25 protein-coding genes, 1 tRNA gene and 2 pseudogenes are annotated in these 25,692 nt (G+C 67.9%); 8 read left to right on the forward strand and 20 right to left on the reverse strand.

The annotated features are described in order from the left end of the window. Positions 1-175 precede the first annotated feature (175 nt). Both ACSMXR_RS18695 and ACSMXR_RS18700 read right to left on the reverse strand, forming a co-directional pair. Positions 176-2,662: an MFS transporter gene (locus tag ACSMXR_RS18695; RefSeq protein WP_473172399.1), complete on the reverse strand. Its 2,487-nt coding sequence runs from the start codon at positions 2,660-2,662 to the stop codon at positions 176-178. Between the two features lie 127 nt (positions 2,663-2,789). Then, positions 2,790-3,302: a MarR family winged helix-turn-helix transcriptional regulator gene (locus ACSMXR_RS18700; RefSeq protein WP_030077454.1), complete on the reverse strand. Its 513-nt coding sequence runs from the start codon at positions 3,300-3,302 to the stop codon at positions 2,790-2,792. 293 nt (positions 3,303-3,595) lie between these two features. Between ACSMXR_RS18700 and ACSMXR_RS18705 the strand changes: the two genes are divergently transcribed. After that, positions 3,596-3,811: a hypothetical protein gene (locus tag ACSMXR_RS18705; RefSeq protein ID WP_030077455.1), complete on the forward strand. Its 216-nt coding sequence runs from the start codon at positions 3,596-3,598 to the stop codon at positions 3,809-3,811. Between the two features lie 245 nt (positions 3,812-4,056). Here ACSMXR_RS18705 and ACSMXR_RS18710 read toward each other — a convergent pair whose 3' ends face one another. The 7 genes from ACSMXR_RS18710 to ACSMXR_RS18740 all read right to left on the reverse strand — a co-directional run bounded on the left by ACSMXR_RS18710 (position 4,057) and on the right by ACSMXR_RS18740 (position 10,178). Continuing rightward, entirely contained in the window at positions 4,057-4,941 is an 885-nt protein-coding gene (locus tag ACSMXR_RS18710) for a hypothetical protein (RefSeq protein WP_473169460.1), read from the reverse strand. A 91-nt stretch (positions 4,942-5,032) separates the two neighbouring features. Then, positions 5,033-5,899 (reverse strand): RNA polymerase sigma factor SigF, encoded by an 867-nt coding sequence (locus ACSMXR_RS18715; protein ID WP_018958648.1) that lies wholly within the window; start codon positions 5,897-5,899, stop codon positions 5,033-5,035. Positions 5,900-6,133: 234 nt separating this feature from the next. Then, positions 6,134-6,988: an RNA polymerase sigma factor SigF gene (locus ACSMXR_RS18720; protein ID WP_376184979.1), complete on the reverse strand. Its 855-nt coding sequence runs from the start codon at positions 6,986-6,988 to the stop codon at positions 6,134-6,136. 235 nt (positions 6,989-7,223) lie between these two features. Next, positions 7,224-7,517: a Dabb family protein gene (locus tag ACSMXR_RS18725; protein ID WP_015610041.1), complete on the reverse strand. Its 294-nt coding sequence runs from the start codon at positions 7,515-7,517 to the stop codon at positions 7,224-7,226. A 10-nt stretch (positions 7,518-7,527) separates the two neighbouring features. Continuing rightward, positions 7,528-7,692 carry a hypothetical protein gene (locus ACSMXR_RS18730; protein ID WP_007446295.1) on the reverse strand — a complete coding sequence of 55 codons (165 nt, stop codon included), beginning with the start codon at positions 7,690-7,692 and terminating at the stop codon, positions 7,528-7,530. Positions 7,693-8,134: 442 nt separating this feature from the next. Beyond that, positions 8,135-9,136 carry a phosphotransferase family protein gene (locus tag ACSMXR_RS18735; protein ID WP_473169461.1) on the reverse strand — a complete coding sequence of 334 codons (1,002 nt, stop codon included), beginning with the start codon at positions 9,134-9,136 and terminating at the stop codon, positions 8,135-8,137. Positions 9,137-9,206: 70 nt separating this feature from the next. Further along, positions 9,207-10,178 carry a MarR family transcriptional regulator gene (locus tag ACSMXR_RS18740; protein WP_473169462.1) on the reverse strand — a complete coding sequence of 324 codons (972 nt, stop codon included), beginning with the start codon at positions 10,176-10,178 and terminating at the stop codon, positions 9,207-9,209. A gap of 496 nt (positions 10,179-10,674) precedes the next feature. Between ACSMXR_RS18740 and ACSMXR_RS18745 the strand changes: the two genes are divergently transcribed. Continuing rightward, complete coding sequence (locus ACSMXR_RS18745) at positions 10,675-11,337, forward strand: HAD family hydrolase (protein WP_473169463.1); 663 nt, start codon at positions 10,675-10,677, stop codon at positions 11,335-11,337. 13 nt (positions 11,338-11,350) lie between these two features. On the opposite strand, the gene ACSMXR_RS18750 is transcribed toward ACSMXR_RS18745, so the two are convergent. Together ACSMXR_RS18750 and ACSMXR_RS18755 are read right to left on the reverse strand one after the other, a co-directional pair. After that, positions 11,351-12,682 carry a hypothetical protein gene (locus ACSMXR_RS18750; RefSeq protein ID WP_473169464.1) on the reverse strand — a complete coding sequence of 444 codons (1,332 nt, stop codon included), beginning with the start codon at positions 12,680-12,682 and terminating at the stop codon, positions 11,351-11,353. A 35-nt stretch (positions 12,683-12,717) separates the two neighbouring features. Then, positions 12,718-13,167, reverse strand: a complete 450-nt coding sequence (locus ACSMXR_RS18755; RefSeq protein ID WP_073867347.1) for a DNA-processing protein DprA — start codon at positions 13,165-13,167, stop codon at positions 12,718-12,720. A gap of 63 nt (positions 13,168-13,230) precedes the next feature. On the opposite strand from ACSMXR_RS18755, the gene ACSMXR_RS18760 reads away from it, so the two are divergent. Continuing rightward, positions 13,231-13,491 carry a hypothetical protein gene (locus ACSMXR_RS18760; protein ID WP_364890636.1) on the forward strand — a complete coding sequence of 87 codons (261 nt, stop codon included), beginning with the start codon at positions 13,231-13,233 and terminating at the stop codon, positions 13,489-13,491. An 802-nt stretch (positions 13,492-14,293) separates the two neighbouring features. Then, positions 14,294-15,396: pseudogene (locus ACSMXR_RS18765) on the forward strand (methyltransferase domain-containing protein). 87 nt (positions 15,397-15,483) lie between these two features. Here ACSMXR_RS18765 and ACSMXR_RS18770 read toward each other — a convergent pair. Continuing rightward, on the reverse strand, positions 15,484-15,687 hold the full coding sequence (locus ACSMXR_RS18770; protein ID WP_473169465.1) for a hypothetical protein: 204 nt from the start codon (positions 15,685-15,687) through the stop codon (positions 15,484-15,486). A gap of 791 nt (positions 15,688-16,478) precedes the next feature. Between ACSMXR_RS18770 and ACSMXR_RS18775 the strand changes: the two genes are divergently transcribed. The 3 genes and pseudogenes from ACSMXR_RS18775 to ACSMXR_RS18785 all read left to right on the forward strand — a co-directional run. Beyond that, entirely contained in the window at positions 16,479-17,750 is a 1,272-nt protein-coding gene (locus tag ACSMXR_RS18775; protein WP_473169466.1) for an AAA family ATPase, read from the forward strand. A gap of 3 nt (positions 17,751-17,753) precedes the next feature. After that, entirely contained in the window at positions 17,754-18,590 is an 837-nt protein-coding gene (locus ACSMXR_RS18780; RefSeq protein WP_473169467.1) for a hypothetical protein, read from the forward strand. A 54-nt stretch (positions 18,591-18,644) separates the two neighbouring features. Continuing rightward, positions 18,645-19,012: pseudogene (locus ACSMXR_RS18785) on the forward strand (site-specific integrase); the annotation flags it as partial. 76 nt (positions 19,013-19,088) lie between these two features. Here the strand turns inward: ACSMXR_RS18785 and ACSMXR_RS18790 are convergent. The 5 genes from ACSMXR_RS18790 to ACSMXR_RS18810 all read right to left on the reverse strand — a co-directional run bounded on the left by ACSMXR_RS18790 (position 19,089) and on the right by ACSMXR_RS18810 (position 21,784). Next, the gene (locus tag ACSMXR_RS18790) at positions 19,089-19,802 is read right to left on the reverse strand and encodes a DUF4145 domain-containing protein (RefSeq protein ID WP_473169468.1); all 714 of its coding nucleotides are present in this window, start codon (positions 19,800-19,802) and stop codon (positions 19,089-19,091) included. A gap of 187 nt (positions 19,803-19,989) precedes the next feature. Further along, positions 19,990-20,077, reverse strand: a tRNA-Ser gene (locus ACSMXR_RS18795). Positions 20,078-20,144: 67 nt separating this feature from the next. Beyond that, positions 20,145-20,573: a tRNA adenosine(34) deaminase TadA gene (gene tadA / locus ACSMXR_RS18800; protein WP_364886127.1), complete on the reverse strand. Its 429-nt coding sequence runs from the start codon at positions 20,571-20,573 to the stop codon at positions 20,145-20,147. A gap of 163 nt (positions 20,574-20,736) precedes the next feature. Then, complete coding sequence (locus tag ACSMXR_RS18805; protein ID WP_137230006.1) at positions 20,737-21,291, reverse strand: tRNA adenosine deaminase-associated protein; 555 nt, start codon at positions 21,289-21,291, stop codon at positions 20,737-20,739. A 241-nt stretch (positions 21,292-21,532) separates the two neighbouring features. Next, entirely contained in the window at positions 21,533-21,784 is a 252-nt protein-coding gene (locus ACSMXR_RS18810) for a hypothetical protein (protein ID WP_137229632.1), read from the reverse strand. A 102-nt stretch (positions 21,785-21,886) separates the two neighbouring features. On the opposite strand from ACSMXR_RS18810, the gene upp reads away from it, so the two are divergent. Beyond that, positions 21,887-22,522 (forward strand): uracil phosphoribosyltransferase, encoded by a 636-nt coding sequence (gene upp, locus ACSMXR_RS18815; RefSeq protein WP_030075862.1) that lies wholly within the window; start codon positions 21,887-21,889, stop codon positions 22,520-22,522. 124 nt (positions 22,523-22,646) lie between these two features. On the opposite strand, the gene ACSMXR_RS18820 is transcribed toward upp, so the two are convergent. The 3 genes from ACSMXR_RS18820 to ACSMXR_RS18830 form a co-directional block, all read right to left on the reverse strand. Next, positions 22,647-23,255: a LytR C-terminal domain-containing protein gene (locus tag ACSMXR_RS18820; protein ID WP_218526519.1), complete on the reverse strand. Its 609-nt coding sequence runs from the start codon at positions 23,253-23,255 to the stop codon at positions 22,647-22,649. Between the two features lie 263 nt (positions 23,256-23,518). Continuing rightward, positions 23,519-23,815, reverse strand: coding sequence for a type II toxin-antitoxin system VapB family antitoxin (locus tag ACSMXR_RS18825; RefSeq protein WP_003967677.1), 297 nt, complete (start codon positions 23,813-23,815; stop codon positions 23,519-23,521). Positions 23,816-24,064: 249 nt separating this feature from the next. Next, positions 24,065-25,597, reverse strand: a complete 1,533-nt coding sequence (locus ACSMXR_RS18830; RefSeq protein ID WP_473169469.1) for a M28 family metallopeptidase — start codon at positions 25,595-25,597, stop codon at positions 24,065-24,067. Positions 25,598-25,692 lie beyond the last annotated feature (95 nt).

Below are 25,692 nucleotides of genomic sequence, written 5' to 3' on the forward strand. Positions count from 1 at the left end.
CGGGGCGGACACGGCAGGCCGTCCCCTGCCCGCCGTACCCGCCTCCGGGGCCCATTCCACCCGGTCGTGACAGCCTCTCCGCTGGAAGTGCCGTCCGACCAGGGGTCTTCGCGATCCCTTCACGTGCGTACGCGCATCCCTATAGGTGCACGTGCGTCCGCGTCCGAGGGATCAATCACTCACCCGGGTGGGCGAGTTCGATGTCGTGCCCGTCGACTCCCGTACCGCTGACGGTGAGGGAGCCCGCCACCGGCGGGTAGCCGGTCGCGATGACGGTGTACTCGCCCGTGTCCAGGTCGGTGAAGGCGTACGCCCCGTCCTGGCCGGTCGTCGCGGTGGCGACCACGTTGCCCGCCGCGTCGATCAGCGTGACCCGGGCGTCGGTCAGCGGGCTCCGGGCGGACCCGGCCCGCACGACGCCCTGGACCAGCGCACCGGACCGCAGCGCGACCTCGACGCGGGTGACGCCCTGGCCGCCGATCTCCACCGGCAGCGCCAGCGGACGGAAGCCGGCCGCGTTGACCGCGACGGTCACGGAGCCCGGGATCAGCTCGCCGAAGGCGAACTCACCGGTCGGGCCGGACGTGCCGGTGGCCAGTACGTCGCCCCGGACGTCGGTCACGATGACCATCGCGCCGTCGACCGGAGTGCCGGACCCTTCGGCCCTGACGGTTCCGGCCAGCCCGCTCGTACCGGACAGCAGGATGTCGAAGGCCAGCGGCTCCTCGCCGACGACCACCGTGGACGCCTGCGGCTGGTAGCCGTCGGCGGAGGCGATCAGCACATAGCTGCCGGAGCCGGGGGCGTCGAGGGTGTAGCCGCCGTCGGACCGGGCGACCGAACGCCCGAGCTGACGGCCGCCCAGCGAGATCAGCGTGACGGCCGCACGGGCGACCGGAGCGCCTTCCGCGCCGCGCACCACACCGTGCACGGGAGTGCCCTGGACGGTGTCGAGCACGTTCTCGTACGAGCCACCGTCACCGGCACCGGCACCGCCGCCCTCGGCGTGGGCATCGGCCTCGGCCGTGTCGACCGAGGTGACCCCGGCCGCGCCCTCGGAGACCAGCCCGGCCGCGCCGACGGCGGCGGGCACGGGGGCCTCGGCCGCCTCGACGGCCGCCGGAGCGTCGGCCGGGGTGTCGGCCAGGGTGTCGTTCCCGGCGCTGGTCTTCAGCGCGACCTCCTTGATGAAGATCGTCACGATGAAGGCGATCAGCGCGCACGGAGCGGCGTACAGGAAGACGTCGCCGACGCCGTGCCCGTACGCGGCCTCCATGACCACGCGGAACGGCTCGGGCAGCTTGTCCAGATCGGGGATGCCCCCGCCGCCGGTGCCGCCGTGGCCGAGCTTGGCGCCCTCGGGACCGAGGGCGGCGAGGCCGTCCTTGACGTACTGCGTGACGCGGTTGCCGAGCACGGCGCCCAGCGCCGAGACGCCGATCGCACCGCCGAGGGACCGGAAGAAGGTGACGACGGAGCTCGCGGAACCGAGGTCCTCGGGAGCGACCTGGTTCTGCGTGGCGAGGACCAGGTTCTGCATCATCATGCCGATGCCGAGGCCCATGACGAACATGAAGATCGCGACGTGCCAGTACGGGGTGTCGTACCGGATCGTGCCCAGCAGCCCCAGCCCGGCCGTGACCAGGAAGCCGCCGCTGACCAGCCACGCCTTCCAGCGGCCCGTCTTGGTGATGACCTGGCCGGAGACGGTCGAGGAGAGGAAGAGCCCCGCGATCATCGGGATGGTCATGACGCCGGACATCGTCGGCGACTTGCCGCGCGCCAGCTGGAAGTACTGGCTGAAGAAGACGGTGCCCGCGAACATCGCGATGCCGACGAACAGCGAGGCGATCGAGGCCAGCGTGATGGTGCGGTTACGGAAGAGGCGCAGCGGAATGATCGGTTCGGCGGCGCGCGACTCGATGAGGACGAAGATCAGGCCGAGCAGGGCGGAGCCCGCGACCATCACGTACGTCTGCCACGACAGCCAGTCGTACTTGTCGCCCGCGAAGGTCACCCAGACCAGCAGCAGCGAGACGGCGGCGCTGATGAAGAACGCGCCGGACCAGTCGACCTTGACGCCCTCGCGCTTGACGACCGGGAGCTTCAGGGTCTTCTGGAGCACGATCAGCGCGATGATCGCGAAGGGCACGCCGACGTAGAAGCACCAGCGCCAGCCCATCCAGCTGGTGTCGGTGATGACGCCGCCGAGCAGCGGACCGCCGACGGTGGCGACGGCGAAGACCGCGCCCAGGTAGCCGCTGTAGCGGCCGCGCTCGCGCGGGGCGATCATCGCGGCCATGACGATCTGCGCGAGGGCGGAGAGCCCGCCGACGCCGATGCCCTGGACGACCCGGCAGGCGATGAGCATGCCGCTGCTGGTCGACATACCGGCGACGACCGAGCCCAGGACGTAGATGATCAGGGCTATCTGGACCAGCAGCTTCTTGCTGAAGAGGTCCGAGAGCTTGCCCCAGAGCGGGGTGGTGGCGGTCATGGCCAGCAGCGAGGCCGTCACGACCCAGGTGTAGGCGCTCTGGCCGCCGCCGAGGTCGGAGATGATCTCGGGCAGGGCGTTGGAGACGACCGTCGACGACAGGATCGCGACGAACATGCCGAGCAGCAGCCCGGTCAGCGCCTCCATGATCTGCCGGTGTGTCATCGGCGTGCCGTCGGAGGCGCCGGAGGCGTTGCCGCCGCCGTGCCCTCCGTGCTTGGCGTGGCCGCCCCGCACACCGGTGGGTGTGGTCGTAGCCATTGAGTTCCTTATCCGTGCGTATTTGCTTCTGTTACACAGGTGTACGGGTGTGAGCCTCGTCGCCGAGGCGGGTCCTGCACTCGCCGGTGTGACGTCCGGGGGCGCAGCCGCCGGATCCGCGACAGGCGAAGCTGTCGCGCAGCCGGGACAGCAGCGCGATGAGCCGGCCGACGTCCTCGTCGGACCAGTCCTGGAGGTTGTGGGCGAACATCTCGGTGGTCCGCCGGGTCAGCTCGCCGAGCTGCTCGTGCCCGCCGGGGGTCAGCCGCAGGATGCGGGACCGCTTGTCCGCCGGGTCCGGAGACCGTTCGATCCAGCCGCGATCGGCCACATGGGCCACGTGCCGACTGGTCACCGACATGTCCACGGACAGCAGCTCGGCGAGCCGGCTGATCCGCATCTCGCCGTGCCGGTCCAGGAGGGTCAGTACGGCGGCGGATCCCGCGGGACATTCGGGGGGCAGGGCTCGGGCGAGCCCTCTTTTGACGGCCCCGACGGCACTGAGCTGCCGGGCCAGTTCCTCGTAACTACTCCGTGCGGCCACGGGAACCCCCAGCACACTCACGACTATGTTGTTGCTTAGGGCAACGATAGAAGCCGTTGGTTGCTGCAGGCAAACGAAAACGGCCTTGCAGAAGTAAAGGAACGCAAAAGCCTCCGTAGGGTCGAGGTCAAGCGCGTTCTCCGCCGACTCCACGCACGTTCTCCGGGCGCTCTCCGGACGATCTTCGGGCGGTTGCCGGGCGATTCCCGGGTGGGCCGCCGCAGGTGGAGCGGGGTGCTCCGGGTGGCCCCGGGGGTTGGGCCGGGGGCCCGAGTTCGCTAGGGTCCTGCCCCATGGCACACAACCCCCACGCCCCTCAGCCGGGCCCCGAGGGCAACCACGACCCGGCGGGCAGCACGCAGATGTTCCGCGCCTTCGTCGACGAGGGCGAGCCGCAGCGTCGGCAGCAGCCCGCGGCGACCTCGTCCGGGCCGAGAGTCGGGGTGATCGCGGCGGTGATCGCGGTCGTCGTCGTCCTCGGCGCGGTGGCCTGGCTCGCACTGGGCTGACCGGCTCGCACCGAGCTGATCACGGCATCACGCAGGACTTCACGCAGGACATCACGCACGACCGCACGATCCGGCCGCACGGGGGACGGACGGCGGGGCCATGACCGACCGGCTCCCGCTCCGCCCCGGGCGGCCTTCGTGCGTCTCGGGGCGGCTTCAGCGGGCTGTACGGGTTCGGCGGAATCCGGGCCTGAGGCCCTCCGGATTCCGCGGGTCTGCCCGGATCACTCCCACGTCTGTCCGGATCACTCCCACGCGGCGGAGACGTCCTGGGTCTCGACGCGCATGCCCAGCGGGACCCGCCAGGACTCCACGCAGACGGTGTACGTCTTCGAGCGCGTCGAACCCGCGGCGATCGGGGCGGGCAGGGGCTGGGACGAGGTGATGGTCGCCCAGTCGACGCCGAGGGCGCCGATGATGTGCGTGGCGAAGGTGACGGTCCCCGAACGCACCGGGGAGCCGCCGGTGTTGCGGAACTCCACGGTCACCTTCTCGCACCACCGCTTGTCCGCCGCCGCACGCTCCGGGGCGCTCAGCGTCAGCGCGGCCGGGGTCGCGGGCGGGGCGGGAGGTTCCGGGCTGCCGGAGGACCCGCCGCCGCCGGGCTTCGGAGGCGTGGAGGGCTCGGTGGGCGTGGACGGCTTGGAGGGCGTCGAGGGCTTCGCCCCCGCCCCACCGGATGAACCTGACGAGCCGGGAGAGCCGGGAGAGCCGGATGTACCAGGAGAACCGGCCGCACCGGCGCCCCCTCGACCGCCGGCCGCCCCCGTACGCTCCCCACCGCTCCCGCTCCCGCTCCCGCTCCCGCCACCGGCCCCGGGGCCGCCCTTGGAGCCCGGCGAGGCGTTCGCACCGGAGGGAGGTGCCGAAGAAGGGGACGTATCGTCCCCACCCCTCGCCGCACCCCCGCCGCTCTCGTCGAGGGGCGTGAGCGTCACCTCGCCCGAAGGCCGCCCGTCCCCGCCCGAGGGGCTGTCCGAGCCTTCGGCGGCCGCGCCCACGGCCACGTAGCCGTCGCCCGGTCCGCTGCCGCAGCCGGACAGCAGGCCGGTGCCCAGGCACAGCGCGACCGCCGAGGCGGCGATGGCGCTGCCTCGGCGGCCGGTGGATCCGCATGTCTGACGTCGCATCGCGTCAGTGTGTCTGACGCACCGTCACATATGAAGCCTCGTGAACCGCTTTTCCGGCTGGGCCGGCTCACTCGGCCTTCCGGCGTCCGGCTCAGTCGGCGATGAGACCTTCCCTGAGCTGGGCGAGCGTGCGGGTGAGCAGCCGGGAGACGTGCATCTGGGAGATGCCGACCTCCTCGCCGATCTGCGACTGCGTCATGTTCGCGAAGAACCGCAGCATGATGATCTGGCGCTCGCGCGGGGCGAGCTTGGCCAGCAGCGGCTTCAGCGACTCGCGGTACTCGACGCCTTCCAGCGCCGAGTCCTCGTACCCGAGGCGGTCGGCGAGCGAGCCCTCGCCGCCGTCGTCCTCGGGCGAGGGGGAGTCCAGCGAGGAGGCGGTGTAGGCGTTACCGACGGCGAGACCGTCGACCACGTCCTCCTCGGAGACCCCGAGCGCGCGGGCCAGCTCCGGCACGGTCGGCGAACGGTCGAGCTTCTGCGCGAGCTCGTCGCTGGTCTTGGTCAGCGCGAGCCGCAGCTCCTGGAGACGGCGGGGGACCCGCACGGACCAGGAGGTGTCGCGGAAGAAGCGTTTGATCTCGCCGACGACGGTGGGCATCGCGAACGTCGGGAACTCGACGCCGCGTTCGCAGTCGAACCGGTCGATCGCCTTGATCAGGCCGATCGTGCCGACCTGGACGATGTCCTCCATCGGTTCGTTGCGGCTGCGGAACCGCGCCGCGGCGTACCGCACCAGCGGGAGGTTCAGTTCGATCAGTGTGTCCCGCACGTAGGTCCGCTCCGGACTGTCCGTTCCCTCGGGCCCCGAGGCGGGGCCGAGCGCGGCGAGCCGCAGGAACAGGGAGCGGGACAGCGTGCGGGTGTCGATGGCTTCCGGCGAGCTGGTGAGCACGGCGGGTGCCGGCACGCTCTTCGTGAGCGTGAGCACCTTCGAGCTGCCCTGTTCTTCGGACATGCCACCCCCTTGAGGTCGCGGACGGTCGCGGTGGCCGCGACCATCGGAGGAACGCAGCCTCCACCTGAATACCGGAGGCGGGGCTGCGGCAAACGCGCTTCGAGCAGAATGTCACATGTCGGCAACACGCTGTAGTGACATGTCGACAAGTCAGCGCCGAATCCGCCCTGGAAACAGGGGGTGTAGCCCTTTTATGCCGTCAGAACTGCTCTGTGGACGGTCTACCCGTTCCGGTTACGCCTCGATCCTGTTTGCGGATCTCAGTCGGGCGAAGCTTCGGGCGAGGAGCCTTGACACATGCATCTGGGAGACGCCGAGTTCGGCGCTGATCTGAGACTGGGTCAAGTTGCTGTAGTAGCGCAGGAGGAGGATGCGCTGCTCGCGCTCGGGAAGCTGGACGAGGAGGTGGCGTACGAGATCGCGGTGCTCGACACCGGCGAGCGCGGGGTCCTCGTAGCCGAGCCGGTCGAGCAGTCCGGGCAGCCCGTCGCCCTCCTGGGCGGCCTCCAGCGAGGTCGCGTGGTACGAGCGCCCGGCCTCGATGCAGGCGAGCACCTCGTCCTCGGAGATCTTGAGTCGCTCGGCGATCTCGGCGGTGGTGGGGGAGCGGCCGTGGGCGGTCGTCAGGTCCTCGGTGGCGCCGGTGACCTGGACCCAGAGTTCGTGCAGTCGGCGGGGGACGTGGACGGTGCGCACGTTGTCGCGAAAGTAACGTTTGATCTCGCCGACGACGGTGGGCATCGCGAAGGTCGGGAACTGGACCCCGCGTTCCGGATCGAACCGGTCGATGGCGTTGATCAGACCGATCGTGCCGACCTGGACGACGTCCTCCATCGGCTCGTTGCGGCTGCGGAACCGCGCGGCGGCGTAGCGCACGAGGGGGAGGTTCGCCTCGATGAGGGCGTCCCGGACCCGGCCGTGCTCCGGAGTGCCCGGCTCCAGGTTCTTGAGCTGGCCGAAGAGGACCTGGGTGAGCGCTCTGGTGTCGGCGCCGCGGGCCCTGGCGGGCCGAGCCGAGGGGTCCGGGGTCTCGGTCTGGATGTCCTCGGTCCGGACGGTCTCGACGGTCTGGACGGTCTGGGGAGGCACTTGAGGCGCTGTACTGGCCGGCACGGTGACGCCACCCCTTTGCGGTCAACTACGGTCAACTCATCCGTCAAAAGCGGTCATAGCATCACAAGACATGTCCACTGTGTGCAAGCACCGCATAGTGCCGTGTTGACGGCATAAGGGTTTAAAAGGAACAAGGAAACCCCCCGCCGGAACGGCGAGGGGTTGGGCGGAACCGGTACGGGGAACGGGTGGCCGGTCTCCGCGAGGGAGGTCAGAAGGGGTAGTCGGCGATCACCCAAGTGGCGAATTCACGCCACTGCCCCGCGGCGGCCTGGTGGGCGGGGTGCTCGATGTACCGCTTGAGGGCGTCCTCGTCGGCGACGGCGGAGTTGATGGCGTAGTCGTACGCGATCGGCCGGTCGGTGATGTTCCAGGCGCACTCCCAGAACTCCAGCTCGGGGACCTGCCCCGCCAGCTCCCGGAAGGCCCGGTCCCCGGCGACGACCCGCGGGTCGTCCCGCTCGACGCCCTCGTTCAGCTTGAAGAGGACCAGGTGGCGGATCATCGTGGGTCTCCTACTTCACCAGTTCTGACATGAAGTCACCGACGCTCTGCGCGGCGGTGGAAATGCCCTCGAACCCTACCTGGACCAGCTCGGCGGCCCGCTGCGGAGACATGATGATCGTGTACAGCACGAAGACCACCAATATGTAGATGATGATCGTCTTTGCCTTGGCCACAATCCTTGCCTCCCCATCGACCCCACGTGCGATCGGGCGATTGTATCCGCACGAATGGTCGTATCCGGTGGCCGTTCGCTGGCCGTTCCCTGACCCTTCCTGATCACTGACGCACTCTTTAAGGACCTACGACCCCGGCATCGGGGTCTTTCGCCGGACCTCAGAGCCCTCACCCCGCGGCACGATGGATACCGAGCCCAACGGGACCAGGCAGGACCCGAAGGGCCCGGAACAGGGCCTCCCTGTGGGGCCACCGCCGCGCGATACCCCCTGACCGCGGCGGGCCGGCCAGCAGGCCCTGTTCTCACCGGGGGAAGCGGCTTGTCCCCCCGATGCCGCTTCCCCCGACCTGACCGGAGCGCCCGGCCGCCCGTACATCCTCTGTACGGCGGCCGGGCGCTCTGCTGTGCGCAGGGCGTCGGCGGGGACACCGCGGCAGCGTTCAGGCGTAACGCTCGAAGAGGGCCTGGACGTACCCCTCCAGCCGCTGAGCGAGCAGGTCGGCGGTCAGATCGACGCGACCCACTTCCCGCCAGGGAACAGCGACCTTCTCCCCGTCCGGGGCGAAACCCAGTGCGTCCAGCAGCCGCCAGTAGAGATGGTCGGAGGGGTCCCCGGCCAAGATCCCTCCGGCGGCGACGTACCGATCGGCGAACCGCATCCCCGCCGGAACCCCGTGCAGCAGCGCGAGGGCCGTCGAGCAGTGCGCCACGTCCAGATCGGCGGGCCCCCAGGAGGTCTCCACCCAGTCCACGACCCCACTGATCCGAAGGTCGTCACCGTCACGGTCACCGTCGCCGGTGCCGGAGAAGAGGACGTTCCCCGGATGAAAATCCCGATGCAGAAAGCACCCTTCATACTCCGGAGGCTCGCGGCGGATGACATCGACGGCCCGCCGCCAGAGCTCGGGCCGGGCGGTGGCCGGGGGCAGGACCACCCGCTCGGGAGAGGCCCAGGCCTGATAGGTCCGAGGGCGCTGATGCGCGGCCACGGGCAGCCGATGAATACGCACGAGCTGCCGCGCCAGCAGGTCGGCACGGTCATCGGCACCACGATCGTCGAGGCGCAGGGTCCCCGGCAGCAGGGACATCAGCAGGGAGGGGTGATCGCAGTGCTCGGCCGCCGCATCCACGGCCACGAGGGTGGCGGCAGGTACGTCCGTATCACGGAGGAGACGCAGGATGTCGGCCTCCCGGTTCAACAAACCCTCCGCGTGCCGAACGTAGAAGGGCTTGACGAAGGACCGCAGAACGAGCGAACGCGCCCCACCCGGCCCACCGAGATCCAGCCGCCGCATCTCCGACGTCCAACCACCACGCAACGGCACGACCTGCTCGATGCGCTCGGCCTCGGACAGCCCGTTCTTCGCCACCCAGGACCGCGTGGCACCCCAGCTCGGACGGTGACCACGATCCACACCGCTGCTCTCGGCCCCCTCACCCATGGAGTGCAGGCTAGCCGCGTCCCGTCGGGCGGGTCCCGAGTCCTTGCCGGCGAACTCGAATGGGACCAACTCAGACCGATTTCAGCAGGTCGCGGAGGTTGGTCATGCGTGCTCTGACGTCGGCGGCCTCGGCGGCTTCGGTGGGTGGGGTGTCGGGGTGGTGGGCTGTGCGGCAGGGTCGGCAGAGCCCGTCGGGAAGGGCTTCGGGCTGGCCGGGCCGACCACAGTCGGTGCACTCCATGAGGATGCGGCGGGTGGGAGCGGGGCTTCCGGGTGAGGGGTTCTCGTTGATGGGCAGCCGGGGCGGCATCTTGTCGGTGAGACGACGCCGGAGGAGGCCGAGTGGTGAGTCGACCTGGGCGGGGAGCCCTGCGGTGAGGGCGCTGGTGAGGTAGCCGACGCTGACGCCCCGGTCGAGCCATTCGGTTGCCAGCGCTTCGAGGGCGGTGCAGTCGTCGGCGGAGAGGGCGAGCCGGTGGTCGTTGCGGCCGAGGCGGGCGAGGGCGAGGTAGGCGGGCCCGGCTTCGACGGCACGGGGCTTCGCGGGAGCGGTGTCCGGTGCCTGTTCCGGGGTGCGTTGCTGCGGTACGCCGGTGGCTTCGGGGGCCTGTTCCGTACGGGATTCTTCCGGTGCGGGCGGCGGGGGAGTGGCCTCGGGGGCCGGGATGTCCGGCGCGGAACTCGCGGCCGAGCTGCTGTTCTCGGTGGCGAGGTAGGTGTTCCACCACTCGTTGTCGCGTGCGGTGCGGGACCAGAAGGAGCGGAAGACCCAGCGGGTTTCGTCGCGCGCGTTGGTGACGGAGCACCGTACGCGGCGGAGGTGCCCGGCGACGGAGAGGGCATTCAGGGCGGTGGAGATGGCTTGCTGCCCGTAGAGGGGGAGCTGTTTGGCCAGCTGCTTGACGCTCATCGCGGCACCGTCGGGAAGGTGGTCGACGAACCCGGCGACGTACCGCTCACGCGTCGGCAGGAGGGCGAAATCCTCTCGGGTGCGAGGGAGTTGTTGCGGTGCGGAGCGCTTGCCGTACCCGGGATTGGCCATCGGGTACGCGGCGGAGAGTGCGGGGGCAGGCAGGGCGGAGCTAATGTGCTGTGTAGCCACGGGATCGTCTTTCTTAAGGGTGCGATCTTGCGGTGAGACCCCGGCCTGGTGTGGCAACACCGCGTCGGGGTCGATTAGTTCTCGCACCGTAAGCGGCGGTCACGCTGCGCCGCAAGCTGTCACGATTAGTCATACTTCCTGGCCGTGACGGGGTGGGGAGGGAGGGAAGATTTCCCCCAACCCCCTTCTTCTACCTACCGGTTAAAGAAGGCGCTCGAACCTCGGGTCTCGCACCTCGACGCCCGAATCCCGGGTCTCAAGCTTCGGGCCGGGCCCCCGTTCACGTACCCCCGGAAGAGTGAGTCGGCCGTCCCGAAGCCCGAGTCTCGAGGCTCGGGACCCGAGCTTCGGGGGAAGAGCAGAGGTGCCACGGCTTTGCTGCGCACGAGGGCGCCTTTCCCCTCACGAACGCGCGGCCGCCGCCTACGATCGCAGCATGATTCGTGCTGTCGTGTTCGATGTCGGTGAGTGCCTGGTCGACGAAACCCGTGAGTACGGGACCTGGGCCGACTGGCTCGGGGTTCCTCGGCACACCTTTGCCGCGCAGTTCGGAGCGGTGATCGCTCAGGGCAAGGACTACCGCGAGACGTTTCAGGTGTTCCGACCGGGGTTCGATCTCCATGCCGAGCGAGAGGCCCGTGCTGCCGCCGGGCAACCTGAGCACTTCGACGACTCGGATCTGTACCCGGACGTACGCGACTCTCTCAAGGCGCTGCGTGCGGACGGCTTGTGGCTCGGAATCGCGGGCAACCAGACGACGCGTGCGGGCGGCATTCTGCGAGGCTTGTTCGCTCGGGATGTCGATCTGATCGGTACGTCCGACGACTGGGGCGCGTCGAAGCCCGACCCGGAGTTCTTCGTACGGGTCGCGGAAGTCGTCCCGGCCGAGCCCGAGGAGATCCTTTACGTCGGTGACCGAGTCGACAACGATCTGCGGCCGGCCGTCGCGGCGGGTATGCGTACCGCGCTCGTACACCGAGGGCCATGGGCCACGATTCAGTGGGAGACGGAAGAAGCGAGGAGGCTCCCCACCTTCCGAGCGGAGAGCCTTCTCGAACTGTCGCCACTGATCGGACAGTTCAACGAGCGAGAGCGCTGACGTACGCCTTTCGTCACGCCCCCAGCACGTCCATCAAGTGATCGTCCAGGTCGGCGATGAAGTCCTCCCGACGCCACGGCCGTAGCTCAACCCGGGCCCGGCGCAACCGGATCGCGGGTACGCGGCCGCCGGTCGCCACCGCCGCGAGCACACACTCGTGCAGCAGCTCGGCGGCCGACCGAGGATCCCCCATCCTGATGCGGGCAAGGGCCTGGTCGGTTCTCACGATCGCGCGTTGCACCTGCTCCCGGGGAGCGGTCAGCGTGGCCGCCGAATCAGCGAACCGGTCGTGGGCAACCGAGGGGTCACCGACGTACAGCTGGCACACCCCCTCGAACCCACGAAGGTGCCCCGCCGAGAAGGTGCTGCCCGAGGGATCGTCACCGCGTCGGCCCTCGATGTCGTACCAGGCCAGCCCGAGCGCCGCTTGCGCCTGGCGCTCCGCCCCTGCCCGCGCCGCGATCTCGGCCTGGAGCGCGTGTGCCCGCGCTCGCACCTGGACGCTGTCGCCCGAGCCGGCCGCACGCACCGCCTGGTCGACGAGCCGCTGGGCATCGGCGAGGTGGGGTGATGAGTAGAGGGTCACGAGTGCGTGACTCATGTGGACGGATGCCCGCAGCCACGCATTGCCGAGTTGTCCGGCCTGGTCGGTGGCTTCGGCGTACAGAGCTTGCGAGGCGCTGTCGTCCCGGTTCTCGAAGGCCAGTCGACCGGCCAGGGAGCAGGCCGCGACGGCGACCGCCCGGACATGACCGGCCACCGGTTCGGGAAGAAGCCCTGCCTGCAGGCGGCGGCATGCGTCGATCACGGGTGCGAGCAGGAGTTGCAGGCGCACCATCGGCACGGAGCCCACCTGGGCGTTGACGTCGGCCACGACCGCGGCGAGCCCGGCCGAGGTCTCCTCGGTCGCCCGGCTCGGGTCGACCAGCGCGGCCGACAGGTCGGCCTGCACGTGCGTGGAGAGCAGGGCGAGCATGCCGCCGGTGTCCGTCGCCGTACGGATGAGAGCGGTACGCAGCTGGTCGACACGGGTCTCGCTCTCGCCGAGGTCGAGCAGCGCGCCGAGCAGCTCAGCCAGGTCGGACCCGGCTCCTACGGCCGTCTGCCCCGCCGGGGTGCGGGCGTAGAGGTGAGCGAGGAGCAGCTGATACCGCTCGTCGGGCAGCGTCGGAGTCGCCGACTCCCAGCGGGCCACGGAGCGTTGGACGCTCGCCACGGCGGGCAGACGCGGCTGATGCAGAGCGTCGGCGATCTGCGAGAGCGCCCGCGCGACTGCGGCCAGGGAGAAACCACGGCTGTGCCGTAAGCGTTTCAGCGTCGCCGCCCCCGCGGCCCGGTTGCCCATGTCGCCATGGTGACGCAGCTCGTGTCCGTGCGTGGCTACACCGGCACGATCAGTCGCGGCTTTCCCTGCTCGGCGGTGTAGTCGATCGTCTGCCACGTACCGGTCGACGGCTCCGTGGCGTGAGGGAAACCGATGGTCATCGACGTACGGTCGACCATCCACCGGTTACGCGCGTGGTAGGCCGGGGCCTGCAGTTCGGCCGCCCCGAGTTCCACGACCTCCTTGATGCGGCCCCTCGAACGAGCGACGGCCTCCTGCGCCTCGGCCGGCTGCCGACCCATGGTGCCCGGCGCGACGATCGTGATGGCCGCCGCTGTCCGGTCGGCGAGCCAGAGCAGGGCGAGCGAGTCGATACCCGCAGCACCGCCGATGTAGAAGTGTGCCGCCGGAGCGAAGGGGCCAAGGTATTGCTCGAACAGGTCGGCGTACTCGGCGGGGGTCTTGTGGCCCGTCCGGCGCGTGCCGGTGATCGCGACCGTCCTCATGATCAACTCCGTGTCATAGGTTGTCATATCCCCTGCAGCAGCGTCAGTTGAGACCGTCAAGGCATGAACGCCACCGACCTGCAACGACTGGCCGGGCACCTGCGCAATCACGGATTGCGGGTCGTCGCCCTCGAACCCGAACTGCGCCTGCACGTCACGAGCCCGTTGAACGGACTCCTTACCCAGGAGATTGTCGCCGAGGGCGGACGGTACGTCACAGGGCTCTTCCACGAGATTGGCGAGCGGGGTCGCGAGAAGGACTGCGCCGAACGTATCGCGCGCCTGCTCGCTGTTTCGGGGCCTACGACAGCGGGGGCACGGTGACCGTGAACGGAGTAAGGGAGAAGCCACGGCAGCAGAGCGGTGAGAAGGCGTACCGAACCTGGCTCGGCCACACCCAGCGCTGCGCCACCTGTCGTGCCGGAGTCTCCTGTCCGACAGCTGTGCGGTTGGGTCGTGCTTGGCGGGAGGCGCGGCGCGGATGAGGTGTTTCGCGGAGGGGGTCGCGCACGAGGTGCCGTCGGAGGACGAGACGGGTGCCTATTGTCCGGAGCATGGGGTGACGCTGTTGTGGCGTGGTGATCCGATCACTGCCGCCGATGTGTCTGGAGGGTCGGTTGTTGCTCTGGACGCGTTGTCGGAGGGTGCGGAGGGTCCGTGCAGCGTTGTCTGCCGTAGTGCGTTGGTGACGGACCTGGCCGGGGTGCATTCCCTGTGCCGCTTGCCGGAGTGCACCTGCCCGTGCCACGTGTTGACCCCTGCTTTCCGGGATGCCTGATGACCTTCGACCTGTCGGACACGGATGTCCGTACGTGTGAGGCGTGCTGGCGCGCACCGGTGACCGCCGTCCGGCGCACTGTCCATGGCCGGGATCTGTTGTGCCGGGCGTGTGCCGAGGGTGGCTGTCCTCGCCGGGTTGATGTCTTTCCGCCGTACGGGATCTACCGACTGCACCACCGTGTCGACCAGTCAGCTTCACCGATCAGAGGAGATGGACGATGACCAGCACCCCCGTACCCGTCGAGGCCGGCAAGCATGGAGGGCCGCCGTCGGACAAACCGTGGACGCCACCCCCGGAGCCGAAGCCGTCGCCGGACGGCAGCCGGCCCCAGTTCGCCCCGCAGCCATGAGCACCGCACGGGAGGTACCTACGTACCCGGACCTTGTGCAGGATCTCGCCGATCGGGGCTTGCTCACCGGTCGTTGGCGGCGGGTGTTCGATGCTGTGCCGCGTAGTGGGTTCGTCCCGGCCGATGTGTGGCGGCAGCTCCCGGACCGGTGCGAGCCGGTGGTGGGGACGGACGCGTGGCTGGCGTTGGTGAACAGCGACGAGCCGGTCGTCACACAACTCGACGACGAGGACGAGGACGGACCCGGCATCGCGACGTCGTCGAACTCGATGCCCTCGATGGTCGCCCGCATGCTCGGCCTGCTCGAAGTTCAGGACGGTCAGCGGGTGTTGGAGATCGGGACCGGCACCGGGTACGTCGCTGCTCTGCTGTGTGAGCGGCTCGGTGATGACCTGGTCCACAGCGTCGAGCTGGACCCGGTCGTGGCCCGGCAAGCGGAAGAAGCTCTCGCCCAGGCCGGGTACCGGCCGCATCTGCGGGTCGGCGACGGCGAGCAGCCCTGGCCCGGCCTGGGCCCGGTCGACCGTCTCATCGCCACCTGCGCGTTGCGGTACATCCCGTACACACTGCTCCGACAGGTCCGGCGCGGCGGGATCGTTGTCGCTCCGCTGGCCCGGGAGTTCTGGTCCGGAGCCCTGGTCCAGCTCCACGTCCAGGACGACGGCACCGCGACCGGCCCGTTCCGCAGCGGAGCCACGTACATGCCGATGAGAGCGCATCGCGTGCCCGATCTCCACGACGTACACGGGAAAGGGCGGGCGCGTGCCGCAGGTCTGGACCCCGCCCGCCTCCTCGACCTCGGGTCGCCCTCTACGCCGGGGCCCGGCTCCCCGGCGTACGCCTCATCCACCAGAACACCGACAACGGCGTCCAAGTGTGGGCGACCCGCGAGGACGGAGCCGCCGCGACAGCCGCCACCGGAGAGGAAGTGTGGCAGTACGGGCCCGGATTCCTCTGGGAAGAGATCGAACAGACCTGGTGGGAGTACGAAACGGAAGGCCGACCCGACACCGAACAATTCGGGCTGACCATCACCAACCGAGGCCAACAGGTATGGCTGCGGGATCCGAGCGAGGCTATCCAGCCCGTCAGGGCGTGACCCGCGTAGGGCTCATCGCGCAGGCACTGGGCCCCTACTTGATGCGCAGACGTGCCGGCCCTGTGGTGGAGCACAACACCGGTCAGGTCAGACGCGTACCCACTTCACCGGGCTGTTGCGGTCCATGGACGCCGCGTGGCAGAGCTTCGGGATGTGAGAACCGTCGGTGGAGGCGACCTTCATCGGACCGTCGGAGCAGGCAGCCGTGGCGACGACGAGCGCGTCCACGACGTTTTCGTGACCGTCCAGGCCGGCGTCCTCCAGCAGTTTTGCCGCATGATCGGCGATCATCAACGTACCAAGCTACGGGTGACGCGAGCGTGCAACGCCATTGGGAAACCGGCAGTAGGGCGGCTGGACGACGAGGCCGTGAAGGTGCTCGTAACGGTCGGCCGCGGCTGAGGCTGAGGGCAAAGCGAAGGGCCCGGCTCATCGAGCCGGGCCCTTCGTAAACAGCGGTAGCTGTGGGGTTTGAATCGACGCTGACGGGTTACTCCACACTCGCTTTCGAGGTCTGTTCATGCTGGTGAGAGCATTCTCCGGGCTCGTGCGAACCCGTTCGCAGCCGTCCGTCGGCGTTGCTCTCGGTCAACCACGGACGGCCCTGAACGGGGCTGAATGAGACGGAAGCTGAGACGGCCCGGCGCTCGCGTCCATCGGTGCCGACGCAACTTTGGTCCGGGTTGCTGCCAACCGCACCCGTCGACGGGCAGCAACGACGACGGGGCGCCCCCTGACCAGGCTCCCGGGTGCCTCGCTCTCAGCCGCGCTGCCACGCCGGTGACCAGGGCAAGCCCCGCCAGCAAGCCGTGCTTGCTTCTCTAACGACGACAGGATCAAGGTGCGGAGAGAAGGTGACACGCGTTTCTCGTTTTAGGAGCGAGCCAGTCACCTACGGTGTACATTTTGAGCCGGGAGGTGCCGTAACATAATTAATTTGCAGCTAGGAATGAATTACGAGCGACGCGCTTGGCAGCCTCAACCTAAAACGAAAGACTTTAATGGAGAATAATCACTCTTTCGCCGAGACGCACTTCTCTAATGACGGAGATGGGGTATCCGACAAGGGTTTCGGGCGCCTCGTGCACTACTCAATCAGAGGGCTTTTCGATTCGTTTAACCATACGTTTCATCTTGAGCGAGCCGAGCCGACGCTCCTGACCGGAGTTAATGGCACCGGAAAATCGACAGTTCTTCGAACCATTGAAATGGTCAGTTTGGGCAATTGGGTCGAGCTGTCAAAGATCCGCTTTGACAAAATAAACCTACATTTCGAACATGCCGAGATTGAGTTGATGGGAGGGCAGAGCAGTCTCACTATTCGAATGAGAACTAGAAACTCAGAGGTCGGAGAGTGGACCTTCACCGACTCAAGGATTGGCCCGGATGATGACTTGCGGACCCTACGAAATATGATTGTCCACCGCCGCCTCTCCGATGAAGCTATGGACTGGGCAGCAAGGAATCTTAGCCACGACCTATCCGAAATCTTTCACGTCCCTGAAAAACAGGAGCGCCCTGGTTGGCTCAGTGATATCCCACAATCCTTCCCGGCGCTTTTGATTTCTGACCGAAGGCTGACTGCAAACTCTCGCAGGATGCGGGTGAAAAAGCGTGGGTCTGGCGAGACGGCTGACGTTTTGTCGGCTATCGAATCAGCATTTGCCAATATCGATGATGAGGTGCAAAGATACCGGTCGCTTTACGCGACAAATTCACAAAAGATGGACCGAGATTTCCCGCGCCGGGTGCTTTCGGCTATGCGCGATAGGGAATCCGAAGTAAATCACAGGTGGAGCAGGTCGATTAATCGGGACTTCGCAAGACTCGACAAGCTGCAGAGCGGACTGTCTGCCACAGGTCTAGTGGATTCCGCCGATGTCGAATATCCGCTCTCGGACATGAGAATGGACACTGAAGCGGCACTTCCGGTGATTTCTACTTACTTGAAGGATACCATTAGCAAGCTCGCGACCTTCGAGCCTCTGAGGGAGCGACTTGAGCCGTTCGTTGCCTTCTTGCGTCGACATTACAGGAATAAAGAAGTCGGAATCCGGGATGGGCATCTTCGCATCAAGTCGAAGTTGAGTGGTGAGGAAATTCCTCCAACTCATCTATCTAGCGGTGAGCAGCAGATCCTTATTCTTGCGCATAAGGTCCTATTCGAGACAGCGCCCGGGACGCTTGTCATGATCGATGAGCCTGAGCTGTCACTTCACGTCCTATGGCAGTCAACTTTCATCGACGATCTAACGGAAATGTCTGCTGTAACAGGCTGCCAGTTCTTGTTGGCAACTCATTCACCCACTTTGATTGCAGGCAGAAATGACCTCCGACGCTCTCTCGATGGGTGAGGAATGCCCGAGTATCAATCAGCAGAAGGCCTGCTCGCCGATGCCGAGCTGCGTGCAGAAGGTCTCGGGGCGAACTTGGGACTTCTCGTAGTTGAGGGGCCCGACGATAAACGCCTTTTCGCAAGACATGCGTTGGACGTTGCCCAAGTCCTACCGGCGGGCGGCAGGAGGCTTCTGCTTAGTGCATATGAAAAGTCCTCAGTGGAGCAGAGATCAAAGATCGTATTCGTTACAGATTGCGATTACGAGGTTCGGCGTGGAAATCTCAAGGGGGGGCAAGGCCTGATTATTACAACGCTCACAGATCTGGAGAGCGATTTGCTGAACATAGGACTATTGGATTCCTTGGTTACCGAAATAGTGCCACGTGCGCTTGATTCGGAAGAGTCTAGGAAAGGAATCAGCGCTCAAGTTCGCCGAAGGGCGGAGGCAATAGCTCTGCCGCTAGGCAGGATACGCATGGCTGCCCAGCCGCTCGGGGTCGAACTGAAGCTTGATGAATTGAAGCTGCATAAATACAGAAACTCGCGTTCCGGTCAAGTGGACATCCAAAAGCTAGTAGATGCGTTGCATACAAAAGTAGCCGAGCAGTTGAGCTTGATCCAGTGGCGTCAGTTGGTAGAGGAAACGCCGACAGATAGAGGAATGTGTCACGGAAAGGATCTGTTGAGGGCTGTTGCTGTCGTCTTCAAGGACGATTTCAAGGCAGGAACCGTGACGGCTGACCAGTTGGCGCGCGCCCTGAGGTTGAGTGCAAATCAGGGACACTTAGACGACTGGGATGTGGTTCGAAGGCTCCGAGAGTGGCAGCGGAAGAATGGCAGATCAATCCTGCGATAAGCTGGCCGGCCACCCTCACCGCAAATACGTCCTTGCGATATCAAAGGTATGGATCAGGAAGCCGAGCGCCTGGAGGCTGGCGGCAAGCGGGCGGATGAGGGATGGCTGTTCGCCACCCCGGACGGACGGGGCACCTCGACGCACCGACTACGACGGCTGGAAGGAGCAACTGGCCACCGCCGGTTAGGGACGACCGATTGCACGACGCCAGCCACACCGCCGCAACCGTCCTGCTGATCCTCGGTGTCTCCGAGAGGGCTGTCATGGGGCTCATGGGGCGGTACACCACCGCCGTGGCGGCGCGGTATCAGCACATGGTCGACACCGTGCGCGCGGACGTGGCTCGGCAGGTCGGTGGACTCATCTGGAATCTGCCGGGGGAGAGGCTCGACGGCGGCGATAGAGAGGATGAACCATTGTAAGGGCGGGTCGACCGGGGCCCTGACCCCACGTAGCGGCTCCCCCCGGGGGGCAGACTCTGCACCTGCCCCCGGCGAGCTACACCGGCGGTTGTTTGGCTGCTGTGCGACGTGCGGCGCGTTGTGCCGCCATTTTCGCCCGCTGGGCCGGTTGGACGTACAGCACCAGCACGGCCTCATGGATGAGTTCGGCAATATCTGCGATCTCCTCAGCCGAGTAGGCCAAGGCGTCATGTGCCGCGTCGTTACCGACAAATCGGGCTTCATGGAAAGCGTCCACGATCTCCTGCGGTACGCCAAGATCCTTAAGGGCGGTGATGCGATCAACGAGCCGCTTGCCGCTCGCTCCCCGCTCCTTGACGATCTGCTCGACGGTCGCTCGATAGGCGATGCCAGCGAGACGGTACGCTCTGGCGGCTTCGGCCAGTGCGCCTTCAGCGAAGACCTCGCGGGCAGTCTCTGGAGCCTCGGATGCTAGCTCGCGCGGGGTCTTCTTCGGCCAGACCTGCTCTAGGTCCCTCGTGGTGATGTGCTCTACGTGGCGATTGGCATGGGCCTTGTGCCACTGGCGGTCGGCGAGGCGCAGGAAGACGCTCTCTTTCTTGCACCAGTGGCAAATTAGGACCATGAGGTACCGAGCAACCCTGGACTCTCCGTTCGTCTCCCGGGTGCCCTCAAGTTCTTGGTGCGAGGTGCAGGTGAGCGTCGCTTGATGGGCGCAGTGCGGGCACCGCCCAGCGACAGTGTTCCCCGCTGGGTCTTCGCCATCAAGTTGCATGAACTGGCTCGTCACTCGACGACCGTATCCTGCCGTTCTGGCCTCTAGGTACTGCTTTTGTGAACGCGCCTCATCCCAAAATCGGACCGAGTTGCCTCCTGAGAGGCTGTCCAGAGGCCCCGCGGTTGGCCGAATGAGACGGAAACTGAGACGGAGACACAAGGGGCCCGGTTCGATGTGAACCGGGCCCCTCATCTACCAGCGGTAGCGGTGGGATTTGAACCCACGGTGACGGGTTACGCCACACTCGCTTTCGAGGCGAGCTCCTTCGGCCGCTCGGACACGCTACCGAGAGAGAGCTTAGACCATCCCGGGGCGTGGACAGAAATCGGTTCTCCGAAGCCTGGTCTCACCTGGTCAGAGCGTGCGGAAGAACGCCGTCAGCTGCTCCGCGCACTCCGGCTCCAGCACGCCCGCGATCACCTCCGGGCGGTGGTTCAGGCGGCGGTCGCGGATCACGTCCCAGAGGGAGCCCGCCGCGCCGGCCTTCTCGTCGCGGGCGCCGTAGACGACGCGGGCCACGCGGGACTGGACCAGGGCGCCCGCGCACATCGTGCAGGGCTCCAGGGTGACCACCAGCGTGCAGTCGGTCAGGCGCCACTCGCCCACCGCCTCGGCCGCTCGGCGCAGGGCCAGGATCTCGGCGTGCGCGGTCGGGTCGCCGGTGGCCTCGCGTTCGTTGTGGGCGGCGGCGAGCTCGGTTCCGTCGGGGCCCAGAACGACGGCGCCGACCGGCACATCGCCGGCCGACGCCGCCTGCGCGGCCTCGGCCAGGGCGCGGCGCATCGGTGTCTGCCAGGGGTCGCGTACGGGGTCGGGCTCGGGTGCGCGTACAGGACCCGGGACGGGCTCGGGTGAGGGGTTCGGCGGTCGTGCGATCACCCGCGGACCCTAACGGACGGGACAGGTGGAGGGAGGAAGGAAGGAGGGGCGTCCGTAATGGTCCGGCCTAGCGGACCGACTCCAGGACCTCCGCCGCTCCCACGGCCTCCGCGATCTCCGCGAGTGCGTCGGTCTGCAGGGTGAGCAGCTCCTTCTCGGACATCCCGAGGTCGGCGAGGACCCCGAGCTCACCGATCGGCCCCGCCGGAACGGCGTCCGGGTCGGGGGCGTCGTCGTCCTGGTCGACGGCCGCGGGGGCGGGCCGTTCCGGTTCGCCGTCCTCCGTGCCGTCGAGGTCGACGAGCTGTTCCAGGGCGGCGATCTCGTCCTCGGCCCCTGGTTCGCGGCCGAGCATTTCGTCGGTGAGCAGGATCTCCCCGTACGAGGAGCGGGCGGCGGCGGACGCGTCCGAGACGTAGATTCGGGGGTCCTCCTCACCGTCCACCCGGACGACGCCGAACCAGGCGTCCTCCTGCTCGATGTAGACCAGGACCGTGTCCTCGTCCACCGAGGCCTCCCGGGCCAGATCCGTCAGATCGGACAGGGTCTCCACATCGTCGAGCTCTGTATCGCTCGCTTCCCACCCGTCTTCGGTGCGCGCGAGCAGTGCGGCGAAGTACACCGTGACTCTCCCACTGGTCATAGGCGAATCGGTCCGACGGGAGGGCGAACGGTGATCCGTCCGTCCTGAGCCCCGCCCAATCGGCATCGTGGCAGAAACAAGCGCCGTGCGAGACCTCTTCGACCGTTGCGTCGGCCATCAGTTCCAGGAGTGCCTGGTCGGCCCTCTCCCTGACGCGCCGATCGGCGAGGGGGTGCGCCGGTGGTACGGGAGGGGGCGCGGGAAGGCTCGTGGTACGGCCTCACCAGCGGAAAGTGCGCATCCGCATCTGCTGCCGCATCCGGGCGGCGCGGGCCCGGCGCGGCTGCACCCGGTCGCGCAGCTGCTTGGCCTCGTGGAGCTCGCGGAGGAACTGGGCGCGTCGGCGGCGGCGGGCCGCGTCACTCTCCTGCGCGTCCTCGACGTCGCTCGCCGCACCCACCACGCCCTCGGCGTCGCGTCCGTCGCGCGGCCCGCCAGAGGCCTGGTTGCGCCGCAGTTCCCCGTCAGCCATCGACACACCACCCCAGTGCTGGGTCCGTATGCCCCCACCTTCCCCCCGAACAGGTGGTTGATGCCAGCGCAGAGTGCCGGACGGCACGGTTACTGTTGACGCATGCGGATCCACGTCGTCGACCACCCGCTGGTGGCGCACAAACTCACCACGCTGCGCGACAAGCGCACCGACTCCCCGACCTTCCGGCGGCTCGCCGACGAGCTGGTCACCCTCCTCGCCTACGAGGCCACCAGGGATGTGCGCACCGAGCAGGTCGACATCGAGACCCCGGTGACGCCCACGACGGGCGTCAAGCTCTCGCACCCCCGGCCCCTCGTCGTTCCGATCCTGCGGGCCGGTCTGGGCATGCTGGACGGCATGGTGCGGCTGCTGCCGACCGCCGAAGTGGGCTTCCTCGGCATGATCCGCAACGAGGAGACGCTCCAGGCGGAGACGTACGCGACCCGGATGCCCGAGGACCTCTCCGGCCGCCAGGTGTACGTCCTGGACCCGATGCTGGCCACCGGCGGCACCCTCGTCGCGGCCATCCGCGAGCTGATCAAGCGCGGCGCCGACGATGTCACCGCCGTCGTCCTTCTCGCGGCGCCCGAGGGCGTCGAGGTGATGGAGCGCGAGCTGGCCGGCACCCCGGTCACCGTCGTCACCGCCTCCGTCGACGAGCGGCTCAACGAGAACGGCTACATCGTGCCGGGCCTCGGCGACGCGGGCGACCGGATGTACGGCACGGCCGAGTAGGGCTGCCCCCCCGCGCGATGTACGCGCCCCGCCCCGGCACCGTACGAGCTGAGACCGTACGGAGCCGGGGCGGGGCGCTTTCGTGTGCGGGGCGGCGGGGGCCGGCCGACGGGCCGCCCGGCTTTCAGCAGGTGGGGGAAGGCGCCGGGGCCGGCTTCGTCAGGGCCGTCATCGCCGCGGTGGCCTCCTGCGGGGTGCTGAACGCCTTGAACTTCGCCCCGAGGATCAGATCGACCTCGCCCGTCTTCCGGGTGTCGGTCTTCTGCACCGTGCCCGCCAGCTGGGTGCCGAGCACCGTGAAGCTGCCGTTCTTCGCGGCCGGTGCGCCGAGCAGCACGCCCGCGCCCGGCACCTTCTTGTCGTACTCCTTCGACGCGTTGCCCACCTCGCCGATGGTGAAACCGCGCTTCTTGAGCTCCTCGGCGGCGGCCTTGGCCAGCCCGCTGCGCGTCGTCGCGTTGTAGACGTTGACCTTGATCGCGGCCGGTTTCGGCAGCGCCTTGACGGGGGCCGCCGACGGCTTCGGGGCCGATGTCGGGCAGTCGCGCTTGTGGTCGGCCGCGCTGGCGCTCTTGTCGCCGCCGGTGAAGACGTCGATGAGCTGCAGGGTGCCCCAGCCGGCCAGGCCGAGGGCGACGACGGCGCCGATGCCGGCGAGGACCAGCCTGCCGCGGTGCCGGGGGCGGCGCATGCGGGGGTAGGTGTCGCCCGTGATGCGGTACTTTCCGCCCATGCCGGGGGGAGTGAGCATGCTCATGGACGCAGCGTAGTGCGACCCGGTGATGATGCGTACTAAATGATCAACGTATGGCACCCGGATGAGCGTGAAAGCACCCGAAAGCCCGAATCCGGGTCTCGGTGGGATGCGGAACTCCGGCGAACCGCCGTCGGTCAGCGGTCGGACCGCCGTCGTTGCCCGTCGGAACCCCGGTGGGGTGTGGGGCGCCTCGCGGTGGAGCGGGCTGGTGGCGGCCCGGGGTGGCCGGGGCGGCGGTGTCAGCCCAGGTCGAGGACGCGGGCGTGCAGCACCTGGCGCTGCTGGAGCGCGGCGCGGACCGCCCGGTGCAGCCCGTCCTCCAGGTAGAGGTCGCCCTGCCACTTCACGACGTGCGCGAACAGGTCGCCGTAGAACGTGGAGTCCTCGGCGAGGAGGGTCTCCAGGTCCAGCTGGCCCTTGGTGGTCACGAGCTGGTCCAGGCGAACCGGACGCGGCGCGACATCCGCCCACTGGCGGGTGGATTCCCGGCCGTGGTCGGGGTACGGCTTACCATTTCCGATGCGCTTGAAGATCACACGGAAAGCCTACCGGGCAAGGGCCACCGGGCGCAGCCACGGAACCTCACCGTGATGCGCGCGCACGGCGGCGCAAAGGTCGTATAGCGCCGAATAGAGCGGGATACCGGGACAGGGACGTCAGGGACGTCAGGGGCGTCAGGCGGATATCCCGGAGCCCGGCACGGATTCCGTACCGGGCCCCAGGGGCGGTCGTCGGCTGCCGCGCGGCTCTGTCGTTGCCGCGCGACGGCTACCGCGCGACTCCGGCTAAAGCGCGACTCGGCCGTGGCCCTCGCGCAGGCCGCCTCCGCTGCCTCCGTTGCCGGGCGTCCCGGTGCCGGTGTCAGGGTCGACCGGGCGGGTCAGCGAGCGCAGGTCGTGGGCGTACGTCCCGACGGCGTTGGCGATCACGTCGATGTTGGTGTCGAAGTGGCCCATGTCGATGTTGTCCAGGTCGTCGCAGGCCGCGTGGTAGCAGGGGTCGTACGCGATCCCCGCCTCGCCGCCGTACACCTCGGCCTGGGCCGCCGTCTTGATGCCCTCCGCCCCGGTGTCCGTACCGCCGGAGGGGATGCCGGCCTCGATGAACGGGCCGTAGTCCGAGCGACCGGTGAAGTCCGTGCCCTCGTGCGGCTTGCCCTTGCCGTCGAGGAACTCGTTGATGTCACGCTCCAGTTGGGCCGAGCCCTCGGGGCCGGGGCCCTCGCCGACCTCGTCGGAGTTGTCGCCGTCGAAGACGAACTGGACGCCGTTCGGCGAGGCGATCATGTCGAAGTTCAGATAGAGCTGGATCTGCTCGCGCTGCTTCTCGGAGAGCGCCTCGACGTACTTCTCCGAGCCGATCAGACCGTTCTCCTCGGCCGACCACCAGGCGAACCGCACCTTGTTGGCGGGGTTGCTCTTCGACTTCGCCAGTTGCAGGGCGACTTCGAGCAGACCGGCGGATCCGGAGCCGTTGTCGTTGATGCCGGGGCCCTCGGTCACCGAGTCCAGGTGGGCGCCGAGCATCACGGTCTTCGCCGCATTGCCGCCGGGCGTCTCGGCGATGACGTTGCGGGTGGGGCGGTCCTCCTGGAACTCGCGGATCTCGAAGGAGACCGTCACCTCGCCGCCCGCGAGGTCGGCGACGAGTTTCTCGCCCTCCTCCTGGGTGAGCCCGCCGGTCGGGATCCTGCCCGCGGCGACCTCGCCGAGCGTGCCGGACAGGACGCCCTCGACGTTGTTGTAGATGACCGCCCCGGCCGCGCCCGCCTCGGCGGCTGCCGCCTGCTTCTCGGCGAAGGAGCAGGCGCCGCGCTTGATCAGCGCGATCTTGCCGGTGAAGTTCGCGGAGGCGTAGTCGGAGACCTCGCAGCCCGGGGTCGCGTCGTCGGGTACGGCGACGAGCTCTGCCCTCAGACCGCCCACCTTCGTCGACGGCGTGTACGTCATGGCCTTGATCGTGACGTCGCGCGGCGTCGACGTCACCACGGAGAGCTTTTCGGCCAGCGTCTCCGTGTAGATGAAGCGGAAGCTCTCGTACGAGACCTTGTACCCGGCCCGCTGCAGCTGGCGGTAGACGTACGCCGCCGACGCGTCGTGGCCCAGCGAGCCGGCGGCGCGGTGGCCTTCGGTGGAGTCGGCTATCGCCTGGAACTGCCGGAGGTGGCGGTGGGCCTCGCGCGCGGACGCGTTCCTCACCAACTCCCGTGACAGCTTCGCCGCTTCCTTGCCGGGGTCGTGCGGTGCGGGGCGTCCGGGGTGCGGGGACGCGGCCAGGAGGAGCGGTGTGGCCAGAGCGGTGGCGGCCACGACAGCCATGGCTCTGCGACGTGTTGCGTGCACAGGAGTCCTTCCGGTCCGAAAACGGCTGAACGAATGTGCTGCGAAAGCTAGCGAGTGGCGTGACGCCTGTG

The organism is Streptomyces sp. DSM 106670 (genome assembly GCF_055792845.1).